We start from the raw sequence: 20584 nt of genomic DNA, 5'->3' as shown, positions 1-20584 counted from the left end.
TCCTCTACGCCTGCTGCGGCGACGCCTTGGTGCCCCCCGCCGCGGCGGCGAACCGGGCAGAGGTTGAAGCGAGGGTGCGCTGGCGCTCGATCGGCTCGAGGAGGCCGGCGATGAGCGCCACGACCGCCGCGAACCCGCCGACGGCGACGACCGCGTGGGAGACGTCCGCGGCGACCTGGAGGCCGCTGCGGAGCCCCTCGGGCGCCGAGTCGACGGCCAGCAGCACGATGCCCGTCACCATCATGTTGACGAGCGTGAGCGGCAGGAGCTTCGTCCACCCGAGCCGCATCACCTGGTCGTAACGGAAGCGCGGCAGCGTCCAGCGGAAGAAGACCTGCACCCACGTCATGAGGATCGTCTTGCCGAAGAACGCGAGGACGTACGTCAGGCTCACGGCGAGGTGGGTCATCTTGTACTGGAACAGCACCGTCTCGCCGAAGACGACGTTGATGCCGTCGCGGTCCAGGAACGGCAGGTGGTAGCCGCCGAAGAAGAGCGTCACGAGGAGCGCGCTCGACGTGATGAGCTCCACGTACTCGCCCGTCATGAACATGCCGAACTTCATCCCGGAGTACTCGACGAAGTAGCCGGCGACGATCTCGCTCTCGCCCTCGGGCTGGTCGAACGGGATGCGCTTCGTCTCGGCCGCGAGGGCCGCGAGGAACAGGAAGAACGCGAACGGCTGGACGAAGATCCCCCACGCGTGCTCGGCCTGCCACTGCACCATGTCGCCGAGCCGGACGCTGCTGTAGATCATGAACAGCCCGACGACGCTGAGGCCCATCGCGACCTCGTAGCTGACCATCTGGCTCGCGGCGCGCAGGCCGCCGAGCAGCGAGAACTTGTTGTCGCTCGCCCAGCCGGCGAGCGCGGCGCCGATGATGCCGGTGCCCGCCATCGCGAAGATGTAGAGGATGCCGACGTTGAGGTCGGCGACCTGGAGGTTCGCGACGTGGCCGCTGCACGTGAACGCCTGGTCGACCGTCCGCTTGAGGAGCGGCAGGTCACCGAAGCCGAAGACCCCGTCGCCGTTGTCCTCGAAGCAGAGCTTGTCGCCGAAGGGAATGACCGCGAACGTCACGAGCGCCGGGAACATCGCGAGCAGCGGCGCGAGCGAGTGGAGGAGGCGATCGCCCTTCGGCGGGATGAAGTCCTCCTTCCAGATCATCTTGATCGCGTCGGCCGCGGCGTGGAGCGTGCCGAGCAGGCGCAGCGGCACCTTGCCCTCGGGCACGCGCAGCGCGGTGTACGCGCCCGTCACGACGAGCAGCGCGCCGAGCAGCACGCACACGACCCGCGCGGCGGTGGGCGCCGCCGAGAGCGGGACCGCCTGCGTGACGAAGAAGGCCAGCACGTGGGCCATGACGCCCGCGTAGAAGATGCTGCGGGGGTCGAAGCGGGCGAGCGCCTCCTCGGCCGCGTTGATCGGGCCGCCCCGGCGGGCCGCCGCGCAGAACACGAGCAGGCCGAGCCAGGTCACGAAGACCGCGAACTGCGCGCCGATCACCAGCGCCTCGACGGCGGCCGGCGCGGACATCGCGCGCGTCGCCGTGAACACGGCGAGCGCCCCGAGCAGCGCCGGCGGGAAGAACACGATGCCGCGCACGATCATGGCCGGCAGGTAGACGACCGCCCGGTTCGGGCCGACGCGGTCCTGCACCATCGCGCCCTGGCGCCGGTCGGCCCAGGTGGCGATCGCCGCCATGTTCAGCAGGAACATGACGACGATGAGAATCTTCACGATCGCGAGAACGAGCTCGACGACAGTCATGCCGTGGCCTCCGTCTTCTTCGGCTCGACGCGCGACCCGTCGGCGACAGCGGTCGCCGCCGCGGTGTGCGCGGGGGGCGCGGCGCCGAGCACCGCGGCCGGCGCGCCCGCCCCCGCGACCGCGCCGGGCGGCATCGCGCGGCGCAGCTCGGCGAGGGTCTTCCACCCGGTCTCGTACCCGAGCGTGCGCCCGAGCCGGCCGATGAGCTCCCAGGCCGGGCGCGCGTCGCCGTGCGGGAGCAACGCCCGCTCACTCCGCTGCGCCAGGCCGTTCCTGTTCACGTACGTCCCCTCGGCCTCGGCCCAGGAGCACGCCGGCAGCGCGACGCGCGCCGCCTTCGCCAGCGGCCCCTCGTGGGCGGCGATCGTCACCACCCCCTTGAGCCGCGAGAGCGCCCGCTGCGCCTCGCCCGCGTCGACCTCGAGGTCCGACCCGAGGGCGACGACGTACGCGTACTGCCCCGACGCGATCCCCTGGAGCAGCTCCGCGACCGGGCGCGGCGGGGTCACCGCCGCGATCTGCACGGCTCCGCGGGTGTTCGGGTTCTTGTCCTCGCTGATCAGGATGTCGTCGCCCTGGCCGAGCGGCCTGCCCGACACGAAGAAATCGGTCGCGCCGAGGTAGGTCGTGGCGAGGTGGTAGAGCGCGAAGTTGTCCTCGTTCGAGTGCTGGGCCGACAGGACGATCGCGACCCGCGACGGGTCGTCGGCGTGGCCGCCGAGCTGCTCCTTGGCCGCGGCGAGCGCGTCCTCGATGCTCGCGTCGTCGTTGCCGACGAGCGCCGTGAGCAGCCGCCCGTCGACCGCGTGCCGGTACGACAGCATGCCGTCGTCGCACATCCAGTACGTGTTGACCGCCATGTTCTCGCGCGGGCGGTGCCGGTACGGCGTGTTGTTGCGCGGATCGTAGTCGAGGTAGGCGTTGCAGCCCGTCGCGCAGCCCTGGCAGATGGTCCGGGCGCTGCGGAGGAACCAGACCCGCGCCTTGAACCGGAAGTCGCGCGACGTGAGCGCGCCGACCGGGCAGACGTGCTCGGTCATCAGCGTGTAGTTGTGGTCGAGCTCGCGCCCCGGCGAGACCGTGATCTCCCCGAGGTTGCCGCGCTCGCGGATCGAGAGCACCGGATCCCGCGCGAGCTCGTTGCAGACGCGGATGCACCGCGTGCAGACGATGCAGCGCTCGGCGTCGTAGACGATGGTCGGGCCGAAGGTGACCGCCTTCGGCTTGTGGACCGGCTCCTGGTGCATCCGCTTGCCCTTGCGCTGGTGCTCGAGCCAGTAGTCCTGGAGGCGGCACTCGCCGGCCTGATCGCAGATCGGGCAGTCGACCGGGTGGTTCAGGAGCAGGAGCTCCTGCACCGCCGAGCGCGCCTCGGACACGTGATCGCTGCCGTCGGACAGCACCTCCATGCCGTTCGCGCAGGCCATCTGGCAGGCCGGCTGGAGCTTCGGCTTGGCCGCCGGCACGTAGTCCTGCTTCGCCGCGTCCCACCGGAGGATGTCGAGGCTCATCGCCGGCCTCCCGGGCGGCGGCAGCACCTCGACCAGGCACATCCGGCAGTTGGCGGCGACGCTGAGGCCCGGGTGCCAGCAGTAATGGGGGATGTCGATCCCGGCGCGGTGCGCCGCCCGGATGATCGTGTCACCGCTCTCGAAGGGGATCTCCCTTCCGTCGATCTTGATCGTAGGCATCGTGCTCTCGATTCCCGGCGGGGCCGCGGGGGCCCCAGCTTCCTTAGGTCGATGACGGGAGCGCCGTCGCTAGTGGTCGCACTCCCCGCCGATCATGTTGAGGGAGCCGAAGGTCGGCACGACGTCGGGGATCATCAGCCCGGTGATGAGCTGGGAGAGCCCCTGCGTCGTGGCGAAGCACGGCGGGCGGATGCGGACGCGGTAGGGCGTGCCGCTGCCGTCGGACACCAGGTAGAAGCCGAGCTCGCCGTTGCCGGCCTCGGTGTACGAGTAGCACTCGCCGGCGGGCACCTTGATGCCCTCCATGACGATCTTGAAGTGCTGGATGGTCGCCTCGATGGTCGTGTAGACCTCCTCCTTCGGCGGCAGCACGATCCGCGGATCGTCGATGTTGATCGGGCCCTCGTCGGGCATCTGATCGAGCGCCTGCTCGATGATCCTCGCCGCCTGGCGGATCTCCTCCTGGCGGCACATGAACCGGTCGTAGTTGTCGCCCCGCGTGCCGACCGGCACGTCGAACTCGAAGCGGTCGTAGACCATGTACGGGTTCGCGCGGCGCACGTCGTACGGCACGCCGGTCGCCCGGAGCACGACGCCGGTCCAGCCGAGCGCGAGGGCGTCCTCCTGCGAGATCCGCCCGATGCCGTCGAGGCGATCGAGGAAGATGCGGTTCTTCAGGATGAGCTTCTCGGCGTCGCTGATGAGCGTGAGCACGCGCGCGAGGCCCACCCGCACCATCGCCTTGAAGTCGGGCGTGGGCGGCCGCGCCATGCCGCCGACGCGGCCGAAGCTGTGCGTCAGGCGCGCCCCCGTCTCCTCCTCGAAGATCTCCCAGAAGATCTCGCGCGCACGGCACAGGTAGAGGAACGGCGTGAAGGCGCCGAGCTCCATGGCCATGGCGCCGCTGCAGATCATGTGATCGCAGATGCGCGCCAGCTCGCCGAGGATCACGCGGTAGTACTGGCAGCGCTCGGGGACCGTGACGCCGAGCATCTTCTCGACCGCCAGCGCGAAGCCGACGTTGTTGAGCATCGGCGAGACGTAGTTGAGCCGGTCGACGTACGGGAAGACCTGCGTCCACGTGCCGCGCTCGCACATCTTCTCGAAGCCGCGGTGCAGGTAGCCGATCTGCACGTCGGCCTTGTTGATCGTCTCGCCGGACAGCTCGAGCACGATCCGCACCGTGCCGTGCATCGCCGGGTGGGACGGCCCCATGTTGAGGAGCATCGGCTCGCTCGGCAGATCGAGCGCGGCCTCGTCCAGATCGCGATCCAGGGGTTCCATCGGTCAGCTTCGCTCCTGCAGCGCACCCACGCCGATGCCCTGCGGTTTGCCGTTGTTTGCGGCCTCATCCCCGCCGGTCGACTCGAGCGACGCCCCCGTCCCGGGGTCGAGCCGCGCGAAGTCGTGCGTCTGGCGGCCGAAGGCCATGCCCTCGTCCGGGCCGAACGGCGGCAGCTTGCCGATGTTCGGCACCTCCCGGAACGGGATGAGCGGCTGGATGCGGTCGGCCGGGTAATCCTTGCGCAGCGGGTGCCCCTCGAACTCGGGGTACATCAGGATGCGCCGGAGGTCCGGGTGCCCCCGGAAGACGATGCCGAGCAGGTCGTAACACTCGCGCTCGAACCAGTCCGCGCCCTTCCACACCGACACGACGGAGTCGATCTCGGCGCCGTTGCCCTCCTCGTCGCCCACGCGCGCCTTGATCCGGACGCGGTGGTTCTTCTCGAGCGAGCGCAGGTGGCAGACCACCTCGAAGCGGGGCACGTCGCCGCGCCAGAGGTAGTCGACCGCCGTGAGGTCGATGAACATGTTCATCCGGGTCCGCGGGTCGTTGCGGAGGAAGAGGGCGGCGTCGCGCCACACCGCCGGGTCGAGCACGGCCGTGTCGTCGCCGAACTGCGAGTGCGTCTCCAGGACGGCGCCGGGGAACTGCGCCGTGAGGATCTCGAGGACCTTCTTGCTCATGGCTGGCTCCGCTCCTTGCGCTGGAGGGTGACGAGGCGCTCCGCGGTCTGCGCCGGGTCCTCGCGTGGCTTGACGATCGCCGGCGCGCGGTCGCCGCGCGCGATCTTGTCCTGGAGCAGCAAGAGGCCGTCGAGCACCGCCTCGGGGCGCGGCGGGCACCCCGGCACGTAGACGTCGCAGGGGATGATCTTGTCGATGCCGGCGACGGTCGTGTAGTTGTCGTAGAAGCCGCCGCACGAGGCGCACGTGCCGAAGGCGAGCACCCACTTCGGGTCCGCCATCTGCTCGTAGATGCGCCGGAGCGCGGGCGCCTGGCGCTGGCTGATGGTCCCCACCACCCAGAGCAGGTCGGCCTGGCGCGGCGAGAAGCGCGGCACCTCGGCGCCGAACCGCGCCATGTCGAAGCGCGGGCTCGCCATGGCCATGTATTCCATGCCGCAGCAGGCCGTCACGAACGGGTACTGGAACAGGGAGTACTTCTTCGCCCAGTTGAGCAAAGCGTCCAGGCGCGTGGTCGCGAACCCGTGCTCGGAGCCCTCCAACACCCGCGTCGAGGAGCCTCCGCCCTTCACTTCTCCCATTCCAGAGCTCCCTTCTTCCACACGTACACGAGCACGACGACGAGCATCGCGACGAACGAGCTCATCGTCGCGAGGCCCGTCCACCCCAGGGAGCGGAACTGGACCGTCCACGGGTAGATGAGCACCGCCTCGATGTCGAACACGACGAAGAGGATCGCCGTCAGGTAGAACTTCACGCTCGGCTTGACGAATCGCCCGCCCGTCGAGTCGCTGCCGCACTCGTACGGCATCATCTTCTCGGGCGTCGGGTTCCTCGGACCGAGGAACGACGTCAGCGTGAACATCGCGAGCGCGATGACCGCGGCGACGAGAAACAGCAGGAACAAGGGGATGTAGGTGGCCATCGAGAGAGCACTCCTACGGGTCGGCCCCGGGGAGGGTCGACCGCCTCGCCGCGGCGCGCGGCGTCTCGGGCGAGACCTCAGGGCCCGCGGCCCCGAACCATGCAGACCAACAAGGTGAGAGCGACGCGGCGATTGCTGCCTGAAACAGCAAAAATCCGAGCGATCCCGGCTTAATCCGCGCCGGATCTAGTCGGCCGCCGCGGGGGTGTCAATGGAGGCGGTCGGTCAACCGGCGGGGCCGTAACCCTAGGAGCGGTTCGCCACGAGGACCAGCCCTCTCCACGCGGTGAGCGCCGTCCCCAGGCTGGCCTCGATCTCCCGGATCTCCTCCACCATCTCGGCGTCCGCCACGCCGACGCTCCGCGCCTCGCGGACGCAGGCGAGCGCGGCCACGTACTTCTTGCGGTGCACGAACGCCCGCGCGAGGAGCGGCCAGATGTGCTTCGGCGGGGCGCCGAGGTTCGCGGCGCGCCGGAGGGGGCCGATGGCCTCGCCCGCCCGGCCGTCTTCGAGCATGGCCTCGCCCAGCCGGCGGAAGATGTCGCCCGCCGCGGCCCCGTCGTGCGCGTACTGGACCGCGAGGCGCATGACCTCCTCGCCCTGGTGCTCCTCGCCGAGCTTGACGCACGCGGTGCCGAGCAGGCCGAGCCCCTTGGCGATCAGGCTGCGGGCGTCCGGGGTGAGCATCTGCCCCTCGGGGGTGCGCAGGAAGATCGCGAGCGGCGCCGGCCAGGTGCCGAGCAGCTGGATCACCTTCGGGAAGTCGCCGCGCTGCGAGGCGACCTCGGCCTCCGCGACCTTGGTGAGGTCGATGGCGGAGCGCGCGCCGGCCGAGGCGCGCTCGAGCTCGTCGCGCACGTGCGAGCGGATGCGGGCGCGGAACTCGTTGAGCTCGTGCGTCTCCTCGATGCCGTCGCGCAGCAAGAGGAGGCGCGAGGTCTTCCCCTCGACCGAGAGCTTGCGGAGGCTGTAGCCGTAGAGCGGGGCGAGCAGCAGGTAGCGGACGCCGATGTGGAGCTGGATGCCCTCGAGGTCGGTGTCGCGCTCGGGGGCCTGCGGCGTCGTGTCCTCCGTGAGGAGGGCGCCGACGAGGCGGTGGCGGAAGTCGGCGAGCGTGAGCCGCTGGACGTCGCCGTCGATCTCCTCCTCGCCCGGCGGCGCGATAACGAAGTCGACAAGCGTGTTGTCCGGGTTGCGGCGGTCGACGGTGAGCGCCGTGATGCGGGCGCCGGTAATCATCGAGAAGGCAAAGAACGCCTCGCCCACGATCTCACAGAGCGCCTGGAAGCTGCCGATGCCGTCGCCTATGCGCTCGAACCAGCCGTCGGTCCGGACGGCATCGAGGGAGAACACGCGTTCCTTTGGCATGATTCGACCCGGATCACAGGGGGCGCGTCCCGGATGACGGACGCGTGTCCCAGGGGGCGAGACTCGCACGGGCGCGCGCTTCTCTCAAGAAAACTCCTAGGGAACGCGCATCGCGCACGCGCATCGCGGGCCGCCGCCGCCATCCGTCATCCATCGCGCCACGCCGGTCCACCTGCCCCCACCGCGCCTCGAGCTTCGCCTTTTCCGCTTGCCCCTCGGCCGAGGCGGCGCAGCGGGCGGCCCGGCCCAGCCAGACACCTCACCCCCCGGGGCCAAGGGCCGAACCGGTCGAGGGCGCGCCGCCGGCGAGCGTCGCATGAGCCGATCCCCACCCCGGCTCTGTTCGACGCGGGCCAGCAATGGTTCTCAGAGGAGAGGGAAATCAACCGCCAAGGCGCCAAGGACGCCAAGAAGAGATTTTTCCAGCTCTCTTGTCTCCTGGCGCTCTTGGCGCCTTGGCGGTTCCTCCTCCGGGTCGATCCCCGACCGGCCAGGCCGGGTCTAGGGCTCGGGCTCGGCGTTGATGTGCAGCACGAGGTTGCCGGAGGAGGACGGCCGGCTGTCGCCGATGATCGTGATCACCTGGCCCGCGGTGAGGGTCACGCTCACCCGCGAGGCGAACGCGCTCGCGTTGTCGTTGCATGCGAGCTCGGTGCCGGTGCATCCGTCGCCGTCGTGCACGTGGAGGACGGTGTCGAAGGTCGAGGACACCGTGTCGATGATGTACGTCCCGTCCGCCGGCGCGGTGAAGCGGTAGACCCGGTCGTTGCCGCTCGACGTCGTGCAGCTCGGCGCGGCGGAGTTCGGCTGGAGCAACGTCGAGCCCGACACGGTCTGCGGGACCGTCGAGCCGAGGTCGATGGGCTTCGCGCAGGTGGCTTCGGCGTCGAACAGGTTGATGTTGAGCGTGAACGTGCCCGAGGCGGCCGGCCCGGAGCCATCGACCACGACGACGGTCTCCTGCCCCGCGACGAGCGGCACCGCCACCCGCGACTGGGGGCCCGTGGTGTTGTTGTTGCAACCGAGCGACGGGCCACGGCACGTGCCGTCGTGCACGTGAACGACCGTGTCGAAGCTCGAGCCGAACGTATCGAAGACATAGACTCCATCGACCGGGGCGACGAACTTGTAGGTCGCCTCGGCGCCGCCGGGCACGCCGCAGGGCGCGATCACGAAGTCGCCGAGGCCGTCGGTCGTCCCCGTCACGACCAGCGGGACGGCCGGCTCGAGCTCGTTCGCCGGGCACGGGGGCGCCGGGATGCCGCTCACGTTGAGCTTGTAGGCGCCGGAGTCACCGGACGCGCCTTCCACGACCACATACGCTGTCTGTCCCGCCGAGAGCGGCGTTGCCACCACCGCCTGGGACGAGGCCATCCCGTTGTCGTTGCAGCCCAGGGAGGGGCCCGTGCAGCTGCCGTCGTGAACGTGGAGCACCGTGTCGAAGCTCGACCCGATCGTGTCGAATGTATACCGGCCGTCGATGGGGGCCGTGAAGCTGTAGCTGACCTCGGGGCTGTCGCTCATGGCGCAGGGCGACTCGAGGTGGTTGTCGAGGCCCGACGTGTTGCCCGTCACCGACTGCGGGTAGGTCGAGCCAAGATCCAGCATGGGGCACGGGGGCGGCTCCCACGCGGCGATGTTCAGCTTATAGGGCCCCCCCGCGGTCTCGAATCCATCGACGACGGCCACGATCGTCTGACCGGCGTGGAGATCCACCGCGACGCGCGACTGCGACCCTTCTCGCGAGTCGTCGTTGCAGGCGAGCACCTCACCATTGCACCCGCCGTCTTGCAGCTCCAGGATGGTGTTGAACTCGGAGCCGAAGGTATCGAATACGTATTTCCCGTCTGCCGGCGCCGTGAAGGTATAGCTCGCGTCGGGGCCGCCCGTGTGGCCGCAGCTCGGCGTGATGGCGTCGCCGAGCAGGTCGGTGTCGCCGGTGAAGGTCTTCGGGAGCGCGTCGCCGACGTCCCCCGAAGGGCAGACCGGCGGCCCGGCCTTCGACAGGTGGAGCGTGAAGTCGCCATCCGATCCGTCGAAGCCGGTCACGACGATCAAGACCGGCTCACCCGCCCCGATGACCGCGCGGACCTTGGACTGGGGGCTCCCGCTGTCATCGTTGCAGGCGAGCTGAGCGCAGGTGGTCGCCCCCACCACGCCAAGGGCCGTATCGAAGCTGGATCCGAAGGTGTCCAGCGTGTATCTCCCCGCCTCGGCGGGCGTGAAGAGGTAGACCCGCTCCGACGAGCCGGCCGCCACGCACGCGAGCCCGTAGTTCGCCTCGCCCGCGACGGTGGTCCCCATCACGGTCTGCGGGAACGAGTCGTCGATCACGTCGTGCGTGCCGATGACGCAGGAGCAGGCGCCTTCCTGACAGGACGCCCCTCGCTCGCACGCGACCCCGCAGGCGCCGCAGTGCTGCTCGCTCGTCTGCAGGTTGGCGCACGAGCCGCCGCAGTCCGTGAGACCTTCGGAGCAGGAGCAGGCGCCCTCGACGCACAGCTGGGCGGGCGAGCAGCTGGACGCGCAGGTACCGCAGTGGGTCCTGTCGCTCAGCACGTCCACGCAGGCGCCGGCGCACTCCGTGAGGCCGGCGGCGCAGGCGCAGGCGCCGTCTTCGCAGACCTGCTCCGCCGCGCACCGGACCTCGCAATCGCCGCAGTTCCGCGGGTCGGCCTCGAGGTCCACGCAGCGGCCGCCGCATTCGGCCCAGCCCTCGCTGCACCCGTCGGTCCCCCCGCCCTCTCCGAGGTCGTCGTCCTCGACGCAGCGGCCCTCCGCGCAGCGATGCTCCGCCTCGCAGACGTTGCCGCATCCGCCGCAATGCTCATCGCTCGTCTGGATATCGACGCACAGGCCTCCGCACTGCGACTGCCTGTCCGTGCACGGGTTCGGCGCGTTGGAGCTCTCGGCGCAGGACGCCGCCAGGACAACCCCTGCGACCAGGAGCAACGCAGCGGACGACAGGGCGGGCCTGGGGCGCAATCCGGGTCTGTTCATATCCATCCTTGGGGGTACCTGGCCGTTCGAGGCGGAGCGGATAACGAGTCGCATCCCAGAATACGCCCATGGCCGAGGTATCCGCAACGGGCGGGGGCGCGCGGCGCATTCTCACGGATCGGCGGGGGAGATGTGCAGCGTGAAGTTGCCCGACGCCGCGCCGTATCCGTCGACGACCACGGTGATGACCTGACCGGCGTTGAACCTTCGAATGAGCCGTGACGCTCCGGAGTCGCCCGAGCTGTCGTTGCAGCCGAGCTCGAGGCCCCTGCAGCCGCTCGTGTGCACGTGAAGGACGGTATCGAACGACGAGCCGATCGTGTCGATGACGTACCTGCCGCTGACCGGGGCGGTGTAGGTGAACACCATTTCAGGAGCGTTCGCTCCGGTCACGCAGCTCGGCGCCACCGAGTTGGGATGGTTCGACGTCGTGCCGGTCCTGGTGAGCGGCAGCTCCGATCCGAGGTCGATCGCCGTCGAGCAGGTCCCCGGGCCGAGGAACCGGTCCACCTGGAGCACGTAGTCGCCGGCGCTGGTGTCGCGACCGTCGACGGCGATGAAGGCGGTCTGACCGGCGGCCAGATCGGCGAAGACACGCGACTGCAGACCGCCCGAGTCGTCGTTGCACCCGAGCGACGTCCCCCCGCAGCTCCCATTCAAGATCTGGAGGATCGTGTCGAAGCTCGAGCCGAACGTATTGAACATGTACGTCCCGCGGTCCGGCGCGGTGAAGCTGTAAATCATCTCTGGAGCGTTCGAGGAGCCGCAGGTCGGGGTGACCGACTCGGGCTGCTCCACGGTGCTCCCCGTGACGACCTGCGGGAAGCGGGAGCCGAGATCGATGGGCGCCGAGCAGATCCCGCCGCCGGCGAACCGATCGACGTTGAGCGTGAAATCGCCCGACGCGCTCGCCGAACCGCCGTCCACGAGGAGGAGGATCGTCTGCTCCTCCTCGAGCTCCAGCGTCAGCCGCGACTGCTGGCCTCCCGCCGCGTCGGTGTTGCATCGGATCGTGGCCCCGGAGCAGGTGCCCTCGAGCGCGGAGAGGGTCGTGTCGAAGCTCGATCCGAACGTGTCGAAGATGTACGTGCCGGTCACTGGCGCGGTGAAGCTGTAGGTCGCCTCGCGGCCGCCGGCGTTGCCGCAGGTCGGGCGCAGGATGTCCACCGCCTCCACGGTCGTCCCGGTCACGGTCTGAGGCGCCGTCGACCCGAGATCGATCTGCGGGCACGGAGGGGCCATGGTCTGGCTCACGTTGAGCGTGAAGGCGCCGGAGGCCGAGCTGCTGAAGCCGTCCACGACAACGACGATCGTCTGCCCCTCTTCGAGCAGCGCCTTCACCTGCGATTGCAGGTCGGACGAGTCGTCGTTGCACCCGAGGCTCGGCCCGCTGCACGTGCCGTCGCGGAGGTGGAGGACCGTGTCGAAGGCGGAGCCGAAGGTGTCGAAGGTGTAGAGCGCGTCCGCCGGCGCGGTGAACGCATAGGTGACCTCGGGGCCGGCGCCGCTGCCGCAGGACGCCGAGAGGGCGCTCTCGCGATCCAGGATCGCGGTGGTGCCCGTCACCCGCTGCGGGAACGTGGTGCCGAGAACGAGCTCCGGGCACGACGGCCCCGCGTACTCGGTGACGTTGAGCGTGAATGGCCCCGACTCGCCGGCGACGCCATCGACGATCGCGACCACCGTCTGGCCCGCGGTGAGGTTCGTGACGATGCGCGACGTCGTGCCCGCCGAGATGTTGTCGTTGCAGGAGATCACCGAGCCGGTGCAGGTCCCGTTGCGCAGCTCGAGGACGGTATCGTACGAGGAGCCGGCCGTGTCGAAGATGTACCTGCCGGCGTGCGGCGCGGTGAACGTGTAGCTCGCGTCGGGGGTGTCGAGCGAGCCGCAGCTCGGCACGAGGGCATCGTCGCGCATCCAGGTGTCGCCGCTGACCGCCTGCGGGAGAGTCGGATCGATGTTGCCCACCGGGCAGACCGGCGGCGCCGCCCGGTCGATGCTCAAAACGAAGTCGCCTTGCGCGCCGTTGTAGCCCGACACGACGACGAGGACCTCCTCCCCTTCATCGAGGACCACCGAGACGGCCGCCTCGGCGTCCCCGCGCTCGTCGTTGCACGCGAGCTCGTCGCAGACGGCGGAGCCGAGGACGGCGATGGCGGTGTCGTAGCTCGACCCGGCGGTATCGAACCTGTACCTGCCGAGCTCCTCCGCCCTGAACCTGTAGACGACCTCGGTCGAGCCGGCGGCCACGCAGGCGAGCCCGAAATAGGTGCCTGCGTCGAGCGTTGTGCCCCTCACGACCTGCGGGACCGTCGAGCCGATGTCCTCGTGCTCGCCAACGACGCAGGTGCACGTGCCCGCCTGGCAGACCAGCCCCGCGTCGCACGCCGCGCCGCACGCGCCGCAGTGCGCCAGGTCGCTCGCCAGAACGACGCACCTGCCGTCGCAGTCCGTGAGGCCCTCGTTGCAGAGGCACGCCCCGTCCATGCACGTCTGGTCGAAGGCGCACCGGACCTCGCAGCTCCCGCAATGCAGCGGATCATTCGACAGGTCCGCGCAGCCGCCGTCGCACGCCGCGAGGCCGGCGTCGCAGCGGCAGGCGCCGTGCTCGCACGGCTGCCCGATCGGGCACGCCTGGCCGCAGCCCCCGCAATGATGCGGGTGGATGTCGAGGTCGACGCAGTCCCCGCTGCACAGCGCGAGGCCGGGTGCGCACAGCGCCCCGCCGGTCCCGCTCGATCCGAGGTCATCGCCGCCGCCCGCGCCGCTCCCGCCGGCTCCGTCGTCCGCGCCGACGCACTCGCCCGCCTCGCACCGCTGCCCGCTCGCGCAGACGCTGTCGCAGTCGCCGCAGTTGCCGGGATCGGCCTGCGTGTCGGTGCACGCGCCGCCGCACAGCGCGAGGCCGTCATCGCACGAGATGTTCGAGCTGACTTCCTGCGCGCAGGACGCAGAGCAGACGAGGAGGGCAGCTGCCGTCAGCCGGAGCGCTGTGGACGACAGATCGAACCTGGAGCGCAATCCGGGTTGACTCATGAACTTCCTTTGGCGGATACCCCGGTCACCTTGTGGCTTTGAGGCACTCCGAGGGTACGCCTCTTCGCTTTCGCTCTGCAATCAGGGATCACCGCGCATGGGGCGCGCGCTCGTTCGACCTCCACGCACTCGGACGGGCCTAGGTGAGATGGAGCGCTCGGGCCGCGCACGAGGAGCGGCCCGGCGGAATACGTGAGGCGACCGCGCGGGACACAGGCGTCACGCGGCCGGGACGTCCGGCAGCGGCTCGGCCTCGTCGGAGGTCGGTTGACGTGCCTGGATGGCCTCCAGCGCCGGAGCGCCCGTCTCGGGCCCCGGCGCGTCTTCGGGCTGCCGCTCCGGGCCGAGGAAGCGGGCGATCGGCTCGAAGAGCTCGACACCGGTATAGGCGCCTACAGCCAGGTCGCCGTGTCCGTAATCTTCCCGCGCCCCGAAATCGCGCCCGAGCACGAGAAACCGCTTCGGCGTCTCCGGGTGCTCGCGCCCCCACGCGTCGAACGCGGCGCGCACCGACGAGACGGGGGCTATCCTGTCGGCGCTGCCCGCGATGAACAGGGCCGGCGCCGCGACGGACGCGAGGCCGTCGAGGACCCTCTCTCCGTCGACGCGGATCTCTCCGTCGCTCGCCAGCCAGGCGGCGAAGTCCGCGTTCAGCGCAGCGGGGATGTCCTCGATGCAGTTGACGAGCGCGAGCCGCGTGACGCCGGGGGGCACGTTGCGCGGATTGGCAACAGCGTGGTGAATCGGCGTCGGCAGCCACTCCGAGGCGAACGCGACGCTGCGTGCCATGAAGCGGAGCGGCACGCCCGGGAGCAGCCGGCCCGGCAGAAAGCGCATGAGGCGCGTCGGCGTGGTGAAGCGGCCCGGAGACCCGACGACGACGACGCGGCGCACCCGACCCTCCGGCACGCTCCGGCCCAGCGCGGCATAGAGGAGCATGCCGCCCATCGAGAAGCCGACATAGTCGAGCGAACGGGCGCCTGTGCGCTTCAGGATGGCGTCGAAGGCGCAGGGCAGATCGTACCGGACCATGGCCGAGAAGCGGACGCTGCGGCGCTCAAGGCGGGTGAGGAGGCGGCCGCTCCGCAAGGTCAGCAGCCACACGTCGCGTCCCAGCGTGGCGAGGTGTCGGGCCAGCGAGTAATCGGGGTGGATGTCCTGGTTTCTATGGTTCGCGGCGATCCCGTGGACCAGGAGGATCGGCGGCAGGTCCGGCTGCACCGCCGCACCGGGCGGGACCGGGACGCGGCGGATCTCGATCGGCGCGCCGTCCTCGGTCCGCAGGACCTCTTCCACGCTGTACTCGAGCGGGAAGGTCAGCCGCTTGACCCAGTAAAAGAGGTGCGCCCACAGCCCGATCGCCCCCAGCACCACGAGGGCCAGCGCGACCAGGAGGTAAGCCCCGAATGTCCAGACCATACGCCCAATCTACCCGCTTCCGCCGTTCTCGCATGCGAGCAATCTCGACAAGTTTGGCGCGAGGACGGAGCGCAGGTCAGCCGCTTGCTGAGCCCGCTTACCGCTCGCGGATCCGGATGATCACGAATCCATGTGAACAGGCTGTTTCACGATCGTTGCTCTCAGCGCGCGAGAAAATCACACACGGCGCTCGACTCGACTCCGCCGCTTCGATCGCGTAGCGGGCACGCAACGAGTACCGTTGACGGAAGCACATGTCGGCGGCGGCTTGTTTTGCCCCTCATCGCATCGCGCGGTGGCATGGCCGTGTGTCCAGAAACCAGGCGGCGAGCCGCGCGAAGCCTTCAGCGCAGGCGTGCACAAAGGTTCCAGCCCTGCCGGCCCGGGGCGTGGCATGCGCGTCGCATCGGACGGAGAAGACCACGGAGAAGACCAGGGAGAAGAGAGAAGTGGACAGGGTTCCGTAAGAGCCCCGGTGCAACGGGGGCAAGCAGAGCGCCGCAGCGGAGCTCGGGGGGGCTCCGCTGCGGCGCTCTGCTTGCCGCGCCGGTGACCACGACGAGCGGAAGCGCCCTGGCGCCCGCTGGAACAAAATGAAAAAAGCGCCTCGCGGACCTGGGGGGGGAAGGTCTCCGCGACGGCGCTCGCCCACCTGTAGTGCAGGCTCTGTGCCGACCTTCCGGATACCAGATTTCAGATAGTTACCGCGCACGAATCAGACTGATATTTCATTTTTGAAAAACAAAACTGAAATCGGGTGCAATTCCGAATGATTCCGCGGCCTTATCTCACAACGTCGACCGTTGTCCCGGACGAAACGACTGTACACGGCGTGCTCACTCGTCCCAGTGGCGGCAGACGGGCTTCACGCCGCACCCCTGACAGCGGACCGGATCGCGCCGCGACGGGCACTGCTGGAGCATGCCGAGATGGCAGAGGGCGAAGTCGTACTTGACCGGGTCGGCCGGATCGAAGGCGCGTAGGGAGGCGGTGATCTCCTCGGCCGTCCTCCAGGTGGCTCCCCTGCGGTCGGTGAGGCCGATGTTGTAGCCGAGCTTCTGGATGTGGGTGTCGACTGGGATCAGGAGGGCGGACGGGGACACAGGCCACAGGCCGAGGTCCACGCCGTCGGCGGGACGGATCATCCACCGCAGCAGGAGCATGAGCCGCTTTGTGGCGCTGCCCTTCTCGGGGTCGGGGAGGATGTGCGCCGCGCCGCGGTCGTCCGGGCGCCGGTCGAGGCCGCCCGCGCGCCGGATCGCGCGCACCCATGCGCCGAGGGCCTGGCGCAGGTCGCCGCTGCGCGAGAGCTCGGCCGCGAAGGCGGCGCCGAGCGAGCCCGAGGCGCGCTGCACCCGCCGCGCGCCGACGAGGAGCTCCGCGAGATCGCGGTCGCGGTAAACGCGGTGCCGGAAGCCGCGCAGGCGCGCCGAGACGGCCCGGGCATCGTCCGCGATGAGGGCGATCTGCGGCCCGAGCCGCTCGAGCGCGTCGCCGATCTTGGCGCGCAGCGCCTTCACGTTGCCGAAGGCGAGCGACGCGGCGATGAGCGCCACGAGCTCCTGATCGGCCGGATCCATGTAGCGGTGAACGAAGGAGACCGGGTCCTGCGCGCGGCGCTCCTCGACGGCGCACCGCGCGCGCACCTCGTCGAGCGCGGCCTGCAGGGCGGCGCTCCGCGCGGCGTCCCGCCGGGGGGCCGTCTCGCTCCGCCGGGGGGCCGTCTCGCCGCTCCCGCCACGCCCGCGCGCCCTCACGCCGCCCCCGCGCCCGGCGCCGCGTCGGCCGCGAGCGGCTCGTCCCGCTCCGGCGCCTCGCGGTCGTGCTCCAGCGCGGGGAGCGACACAACGAAGGCGCTGCCGCGCCCGTCCTCCGTGAGCGGGCTCTCGACCCGCACGGCGCCGCCGTGGCTCTCGGCGATGTGCTTCACGAGCGCGAGCCCGATCCCGCTGCCGCGCACCTGCCGCTCGCTCGCCCGCCGCCCGCGCGCGAAGCGCTCGAAGATGTGCTTCTGCTCGTCCGGATCGATGCCGGGCCCCCGGTCGCTCACCCGGATGGCGACGCGCCTCGCCTGGCGCGTCAGCGCGGCGAGCCGCCCGCCGCCCCCGCCCTCGACCTCGACCTCGACCGCGACGCAGCCGCCGTCCTTCGCGTACTTGAGCGCGTTGTCGAGCAGGTTCACGACGGCGAGCTCGAGCGCGCGCGCGTCGATGAGCGCCTCGGGCAGCCCTTCGGCGATCGTCAGCTCCACGGTCATCTCCTCGCGCTCGGCGCGGTAGCGGTACATGTCGACGACGCGCGCCGCCACCTCGGCGACGCTCCCGCGCGCGAACTCGTAGGCGGCCTTGCCCCGCTCGACCCTGGCGAAATCGAGGACGTTCTCGATGAGCGCGGTGAGCCGCTCGCTCTCGCTCACGATGATCTGCAGGTACTGGCGGCGCTTCTCGTCGTTGGGGACGCGGTCGCCGAGGAGGAGCTCGCCGAACATGCGGACAAGCGAGAGCGGCGTCTTGAGCTCGTGGGACACGTTCGCGACGAAGTCGCTCTTCAGCGCCGCGAGCCGCCGCTCGTTCACGGAGGCGAGCACAACGATCGCGAGCCCGGCCAGGGCGACCAGGGCGGAGAAGCCGACCATCAGGATCTCGATCAGGCGCTGCCGCTCCACCTTCTCGCCGAGCTCCTCGGCCGTGGTGAGCGCCATCTGGAGGCGCCAGTTGTAGAGCGTGGTGGGGAACGGGCGCCCGACCGTGAACTCGCCGCCGATGATGGGGGGGCCGAACACGATGCGACCCTCCTCGTCGATGACGTTCATCCGGCTCTTCTCTCGATCGAGGTCGCGGAAGAGCCGGGGCATCACCTCGTGGACGAGGCGCGGCACCTCGTGCCAGGCGACCACGAGGTACCGGCGCCCGAGGTGCTCGCGCTGCCAGTAGCTCACGAGCAAGCTCTGCTGGTCGATGACGTGGTGGAGGTGGCGCAGCTCGGTCGCGTCGCCGGAGAAGTTCATCTGGGGCACGAGGCGCGCGAGCAGGAGCTTGCGGAAGGCGTCGTCCTCCCGGCCGGACGCGCCGCGCGAGGCGAACGCGAGCACGTCGTGGGCCTCGTGGTCCATGTCGAGGACCAGGATGGCGCGCACGGTCGGCGTCTCGCGGGCCGCGGTGGGGAGCCACCTCCGCGCGATGACCGAGAGGTTCGCCACGTCGACGTGCGCGGCGACGACGTTGTCCTGGGCGATGATCAGCTTGTCGAGCCGGTCGACGCGCTCGTCGGCGAGGGTGAGCGTCGCGTCGAAGACGGTCTGCTGGCGGGCCTTCTCGATCTGCAGCGTGGTGCGCAGGGCGATCCCGCCGAGGACGAGCACGGCGACGACGATGGCGGGGACGAGGGCGAAGTACGGGACGCGATGGCGCTGCCCGGCCGAGGGGAGGAGGTCCATCGCTGAGCTCCGCTAGCGGGCGGCCTTCTTCGCCCCCGCGGTCACGAGGCCGGGGTCGAGGACCACGCCGCGCGCCCCGACGAACTCGGCGAACTGCTGGCCGATGTAGGTGAGCGCGTTGCCGTCGCTCTCGGAGAACGGCTTGCCGTCGAGCGGGTTGCCGATCTCGAGGAGGCCGAGGTAGCGGCCCGCGATCTCCACCGGCGCGCAGATGACGCTCCGGAGCTCGGCGCCGATCGCCTTCCACCGGTCGTCCATGACGCGCTCGTCCCTGGACGCGTCGGGGACCACGACGGCGCGCCTGGACCGCATGGCGGCCAGCGCGAGCGGCGACCGCTCGGACACCCTGGCGAGGAGCGCGTTCTTGCCGCCGTACTGCCGGACGACGACGAACTCGCGCCGGTTGATGTCGAACATGGACACGAGCCCGAGGGCGCACGGGATGTTGTCGAGCGTGAGCGCGAGGATGAAGTCGGCGCCCGCGAGCGTGTCCTGGAGGAAGTGCAGATCGCTGCACGCCTCGAACAGCTCGGCGATGAGGTCGTCGCCGGAGAGGCGCCCGCTCCTGGGCGGGAAGGAGGAGCGCCTCCGCGGCGGCTGGCTCGGCGCGGGGACGGGGATCTCGGCCAACGCCGAAGCGGCCTCGGGACGAGGCAGCCCGCTCGGCTCCTCGGGCGGCGCGGCGGGAGGAGGCGACGCGTCGGCCGCCGGCGTGGCGACCGGCGGCGCGACGGCAGAAGGCGACGCGTCGGCCGCCGGCGCGGCCGCCGGTGTGGCGACCGGCGGCGCGACGGCAGAAGGCGACGCGTCGGCCGCCGGCGCGGCGGCCGGTGTGGCGACCGGCGGCGCGACGGCAGAAGGCGACGCGTCGGCCGCCGGCGCGGCCGCCGGGGGCGGTGTGGTGGCGCCGGTGCGCGGGCGGAACTGGATCTCGGGCTCCGCCGAGCGCCAGTCCTTCCAGGCGAGCGTCGCGAGCGGGCTGCGCTGAGGCCGGCCGCGGAAGGCGTGATCGAACACGGCGAGTTGGATGAACTTGCCCGGGCGCGCGTCGTCGATGAGCTCCCGTACCTTCTCGAGCCGGTCGAGCAGCAGTGCGTTCACGAGATCGCGCGGAGTCCCCGTCGGGACCGCATAGACGAGCTCTCGGTACGTGAGCGGTGAGCGCTCGGACGGGTTCTCCTCGCGCTGCGACACGAGCTCGAACGGAGGCAGCGCGCTCGGGGCCGGCTCCGGCGCGGCCTCCCGCTCCGGCGTGGCCTCTCGCTCAGGCGCGGCCTCCCGCTCCGGCGTGGCCTCTCGCTCAGGCGCGGCCTCCCGCTCCGGCGCGGCGTCCCGCTCAGGCGCGGCCTCCCGCTCAGGCGCGGCGTCCCGCTCAGGCGCGGCCTCCCGCTCAGGCGCGGCCTCTCCGCCTTTCGCCTGCGCCGCCGCGCCCGCCGGCTCCGGCACGAGAAGCGCGGTCCCCATCGAGATGTACGGGACCGTGGCCGCCGTCGGACGCTTCCTCGGCGGACGCTCCCCCGGATCGGCGGGCGTGGGAGACGCTGCCCCGGCCGGAGGCGCGCCCGCCGGAGCGTCCAGCCCGTCCGTCAGCGCCTCGTCGTCCGGCGCGCGCTGCACGACGTACCGCACGCGCGTCGTCGGGTCGATCGCTCGGTAGCCGCTCTCCAGCAGGTCCACGGAGAAATTGTTGAGCGGCCCGCCATCGCCGCGGAACGCCCGGGCCTTCTGCAGCGCGGGCTGCCACTGCGGGGCCTCGACGCACACCTTCCTGGTCGGCGGTGCGTTCTGCCCTAGCGACGAGATCTCGACGAACCAACGCATCGTTTGCGGTTCCCATCCGCGCTGGCGCCGACCGGGTCGCGCGCTGTGGCGCGACGATCTTTCTACTAGACGCTCACGAGATGGGTCAACGCGCTGGCCACACGGAGCGCACGCGGGCGCCTTTGGCGGAGGACCCGAAAACTTCTCAA

13 protein-coding genes are annotated in these 20584 nt (G+C 70.6%); all 13 read right to left on the bottom strand.

Annotation, left to right across the window (positions count from 1 at the left end):
- Positions 1 to 4 precede the first annotated feature (4 nt).
- Positions 5 to 1771, bottom strand: coding sequence for a complex I subunit 1/NuoH family protein (locus tag WMF17_RS03315; RefSeq protein ID WP_437600526.1), 1767 nt, complete (start codon positions 1769 to 1771; stop codon positions 5 to 7).
- A complete protein-coding gene (locus WMF17_RS03310; protein WP_437600525.1) occupies positions 1768 to 3462 on the bottom strand; it encodes a 2Fe-2S iron-sulfur cluster-binding protein in 1695 nt (564 codons plus the stop codon). The genes WMF17_RS03315 and WMF17_RS03310 overlap by 4 nt, the downstream gene beginning before the upstream one ends.
- Before the next feature lie 69 nt (positions 3463 to 3531).
- Positions 3532 to 4746: an NADH-quinone oxidoreductase subunit D gene (locus WMF17_RS03305; protein ID WP_437600524.1), complete on the bottom strand. Its 1215-nt coding sequence runs from the start codon at positions 4744 to 4746 to the stop codon at positions 3532 to 3534.
- A gap of 3 nt (positions 4747 to 4749) precedes the next feature.
- Entirely contained in the window at positions 4750 to 5430 is a 681-nt protein-coding gene (locus WMF17_RS03300) for an NADH-quinone oxidoreductase subunit C (RefSeq protein ID WP_437600523.1), read from the bottom strand.
- Positions 5427 to 6011: an NADH-quinone oxidoreductase subunit B gene (locus WMF17_RS03295; RefSeq protein WP_437600522.1), complete on the bottom strand. Its 585-nt coding sequence runs from the start codon at positions 6009 to 6011 to the stop codon at positions 5427 to 5429. The genes WMF17_RS03300 and WMF17_RS03295 overlap by 4 nt, the downstream gene beginning before the upstream one ends.
- Positions 5999 to 6355 (bottom strand): NADH-quinone oxidoreductase subunit A, encoded by a 357-nt coding sequence (locus WMF17_RS03290; RefSeq protein ID WP_437600521.1) that lies wholly within the window; start codon positions 6353 to 6355, stop codon positions 5999 to 6001. Before WMF17_RS03290 ends, WMF17_RS03295 begins: the two co-directional genes overlap by 13 nt.
- 246 nt (positions 6356 to 6601) lie before the next feature.
- The gene (locus tag WMF17_RS03285; protein WP_437600520.1) at positions 6602 to 7723 is read right to left on the bottom strand and encodes a hypothetical protein; all 1122 of its coding nucleotides are present in this window, start codon (positions 7721 to 7723) and stop codon (positions 6602 to 6604) included.
- Positions 7724 to 8224: 501 nt separating this feature from the next.
- Positions 8225 to 10723, bottom strand: coding sequence for an MXAN_6577-like cysteine-rich protein (locus WMF17_RS03280; protein WP_437648046.1), 2499 nt, complete (start codon positions 10721 to 10723; stop codon positions 8225 to 8227).
- Positions 10724 to 10834: 111 nt separating this feature from the next.
- Positions 10835 to 13759, bottom strand: coding sequence for an MXAN_6577-like cysteine-rich protein (locus tag WMF17_RS03275; RefSeq protein ID WP_437648044.1), 2925 nt, complete (start codon positions 13757 to 13759; stop codon positions 10835 to 10837).
- Between the two features lie 219 nt (positions 13760 to 13978).
- Positions 13979 to 15178 (bottom strand): alpha/beta fold hydrolase, encoded by a 1200-nt coding sequence (locus WMF17_RS03270; RefSeq protein ID WP_437648042.1) that lies wholly within the window; start codon positions 15176 to 15178, stop codon positions 13979 to 13981.
- Positions 15179 to 16014: 836 nt separating this feature from the next.
- Entirely contained in the window at positions 16015 to 16935 is a 921-nt protein-coding gene (locus WMF17_RS03265) for a TIGR02757 family protein (RefSeq protein ID WP_437600516.1), read from the bottom strand.
- Positions 16932 to 18614, bottom strand: coding sequence for a sensor histidine kinase (locus WMF17_RS03260; protein ID WP_437600515.1), 1683 nt, complete (start codon positions 18612 to 18614; stop codon positions 16932 to 16934). Before WMF17_RS03260 ends, WMF17_RS03265 begins: the two co-directional genes overlap by 4 nt.
- Positions 18615 to 18626: 12 nt before the next feature.
- Positions 18627 to 20435, bottom strand: a complete 1809-nt coding sequence (locus WMF17_RS03255; protein WP_437648040.1) for a GAF domain-containing protein — start codon at positions 20433 to 20435, stop codon at positions 18627 to 18629.
- Positions 20436 to 20584 lie beyond the last annotated feature (149 nt).

The organism is Sorangium sp. So ce362 (assembly GCF_051519845.1).
Classification (GTDB): domain Bacteria; phylum Myxococcota_A; class Polyangia; order Polyangiales; family Polyangiaceae; genus Sorangium.
Note: the sequence above shows the minus strand (reverse complement) of the source record. Positions and strands in the feature narration are given on the sequence as shown.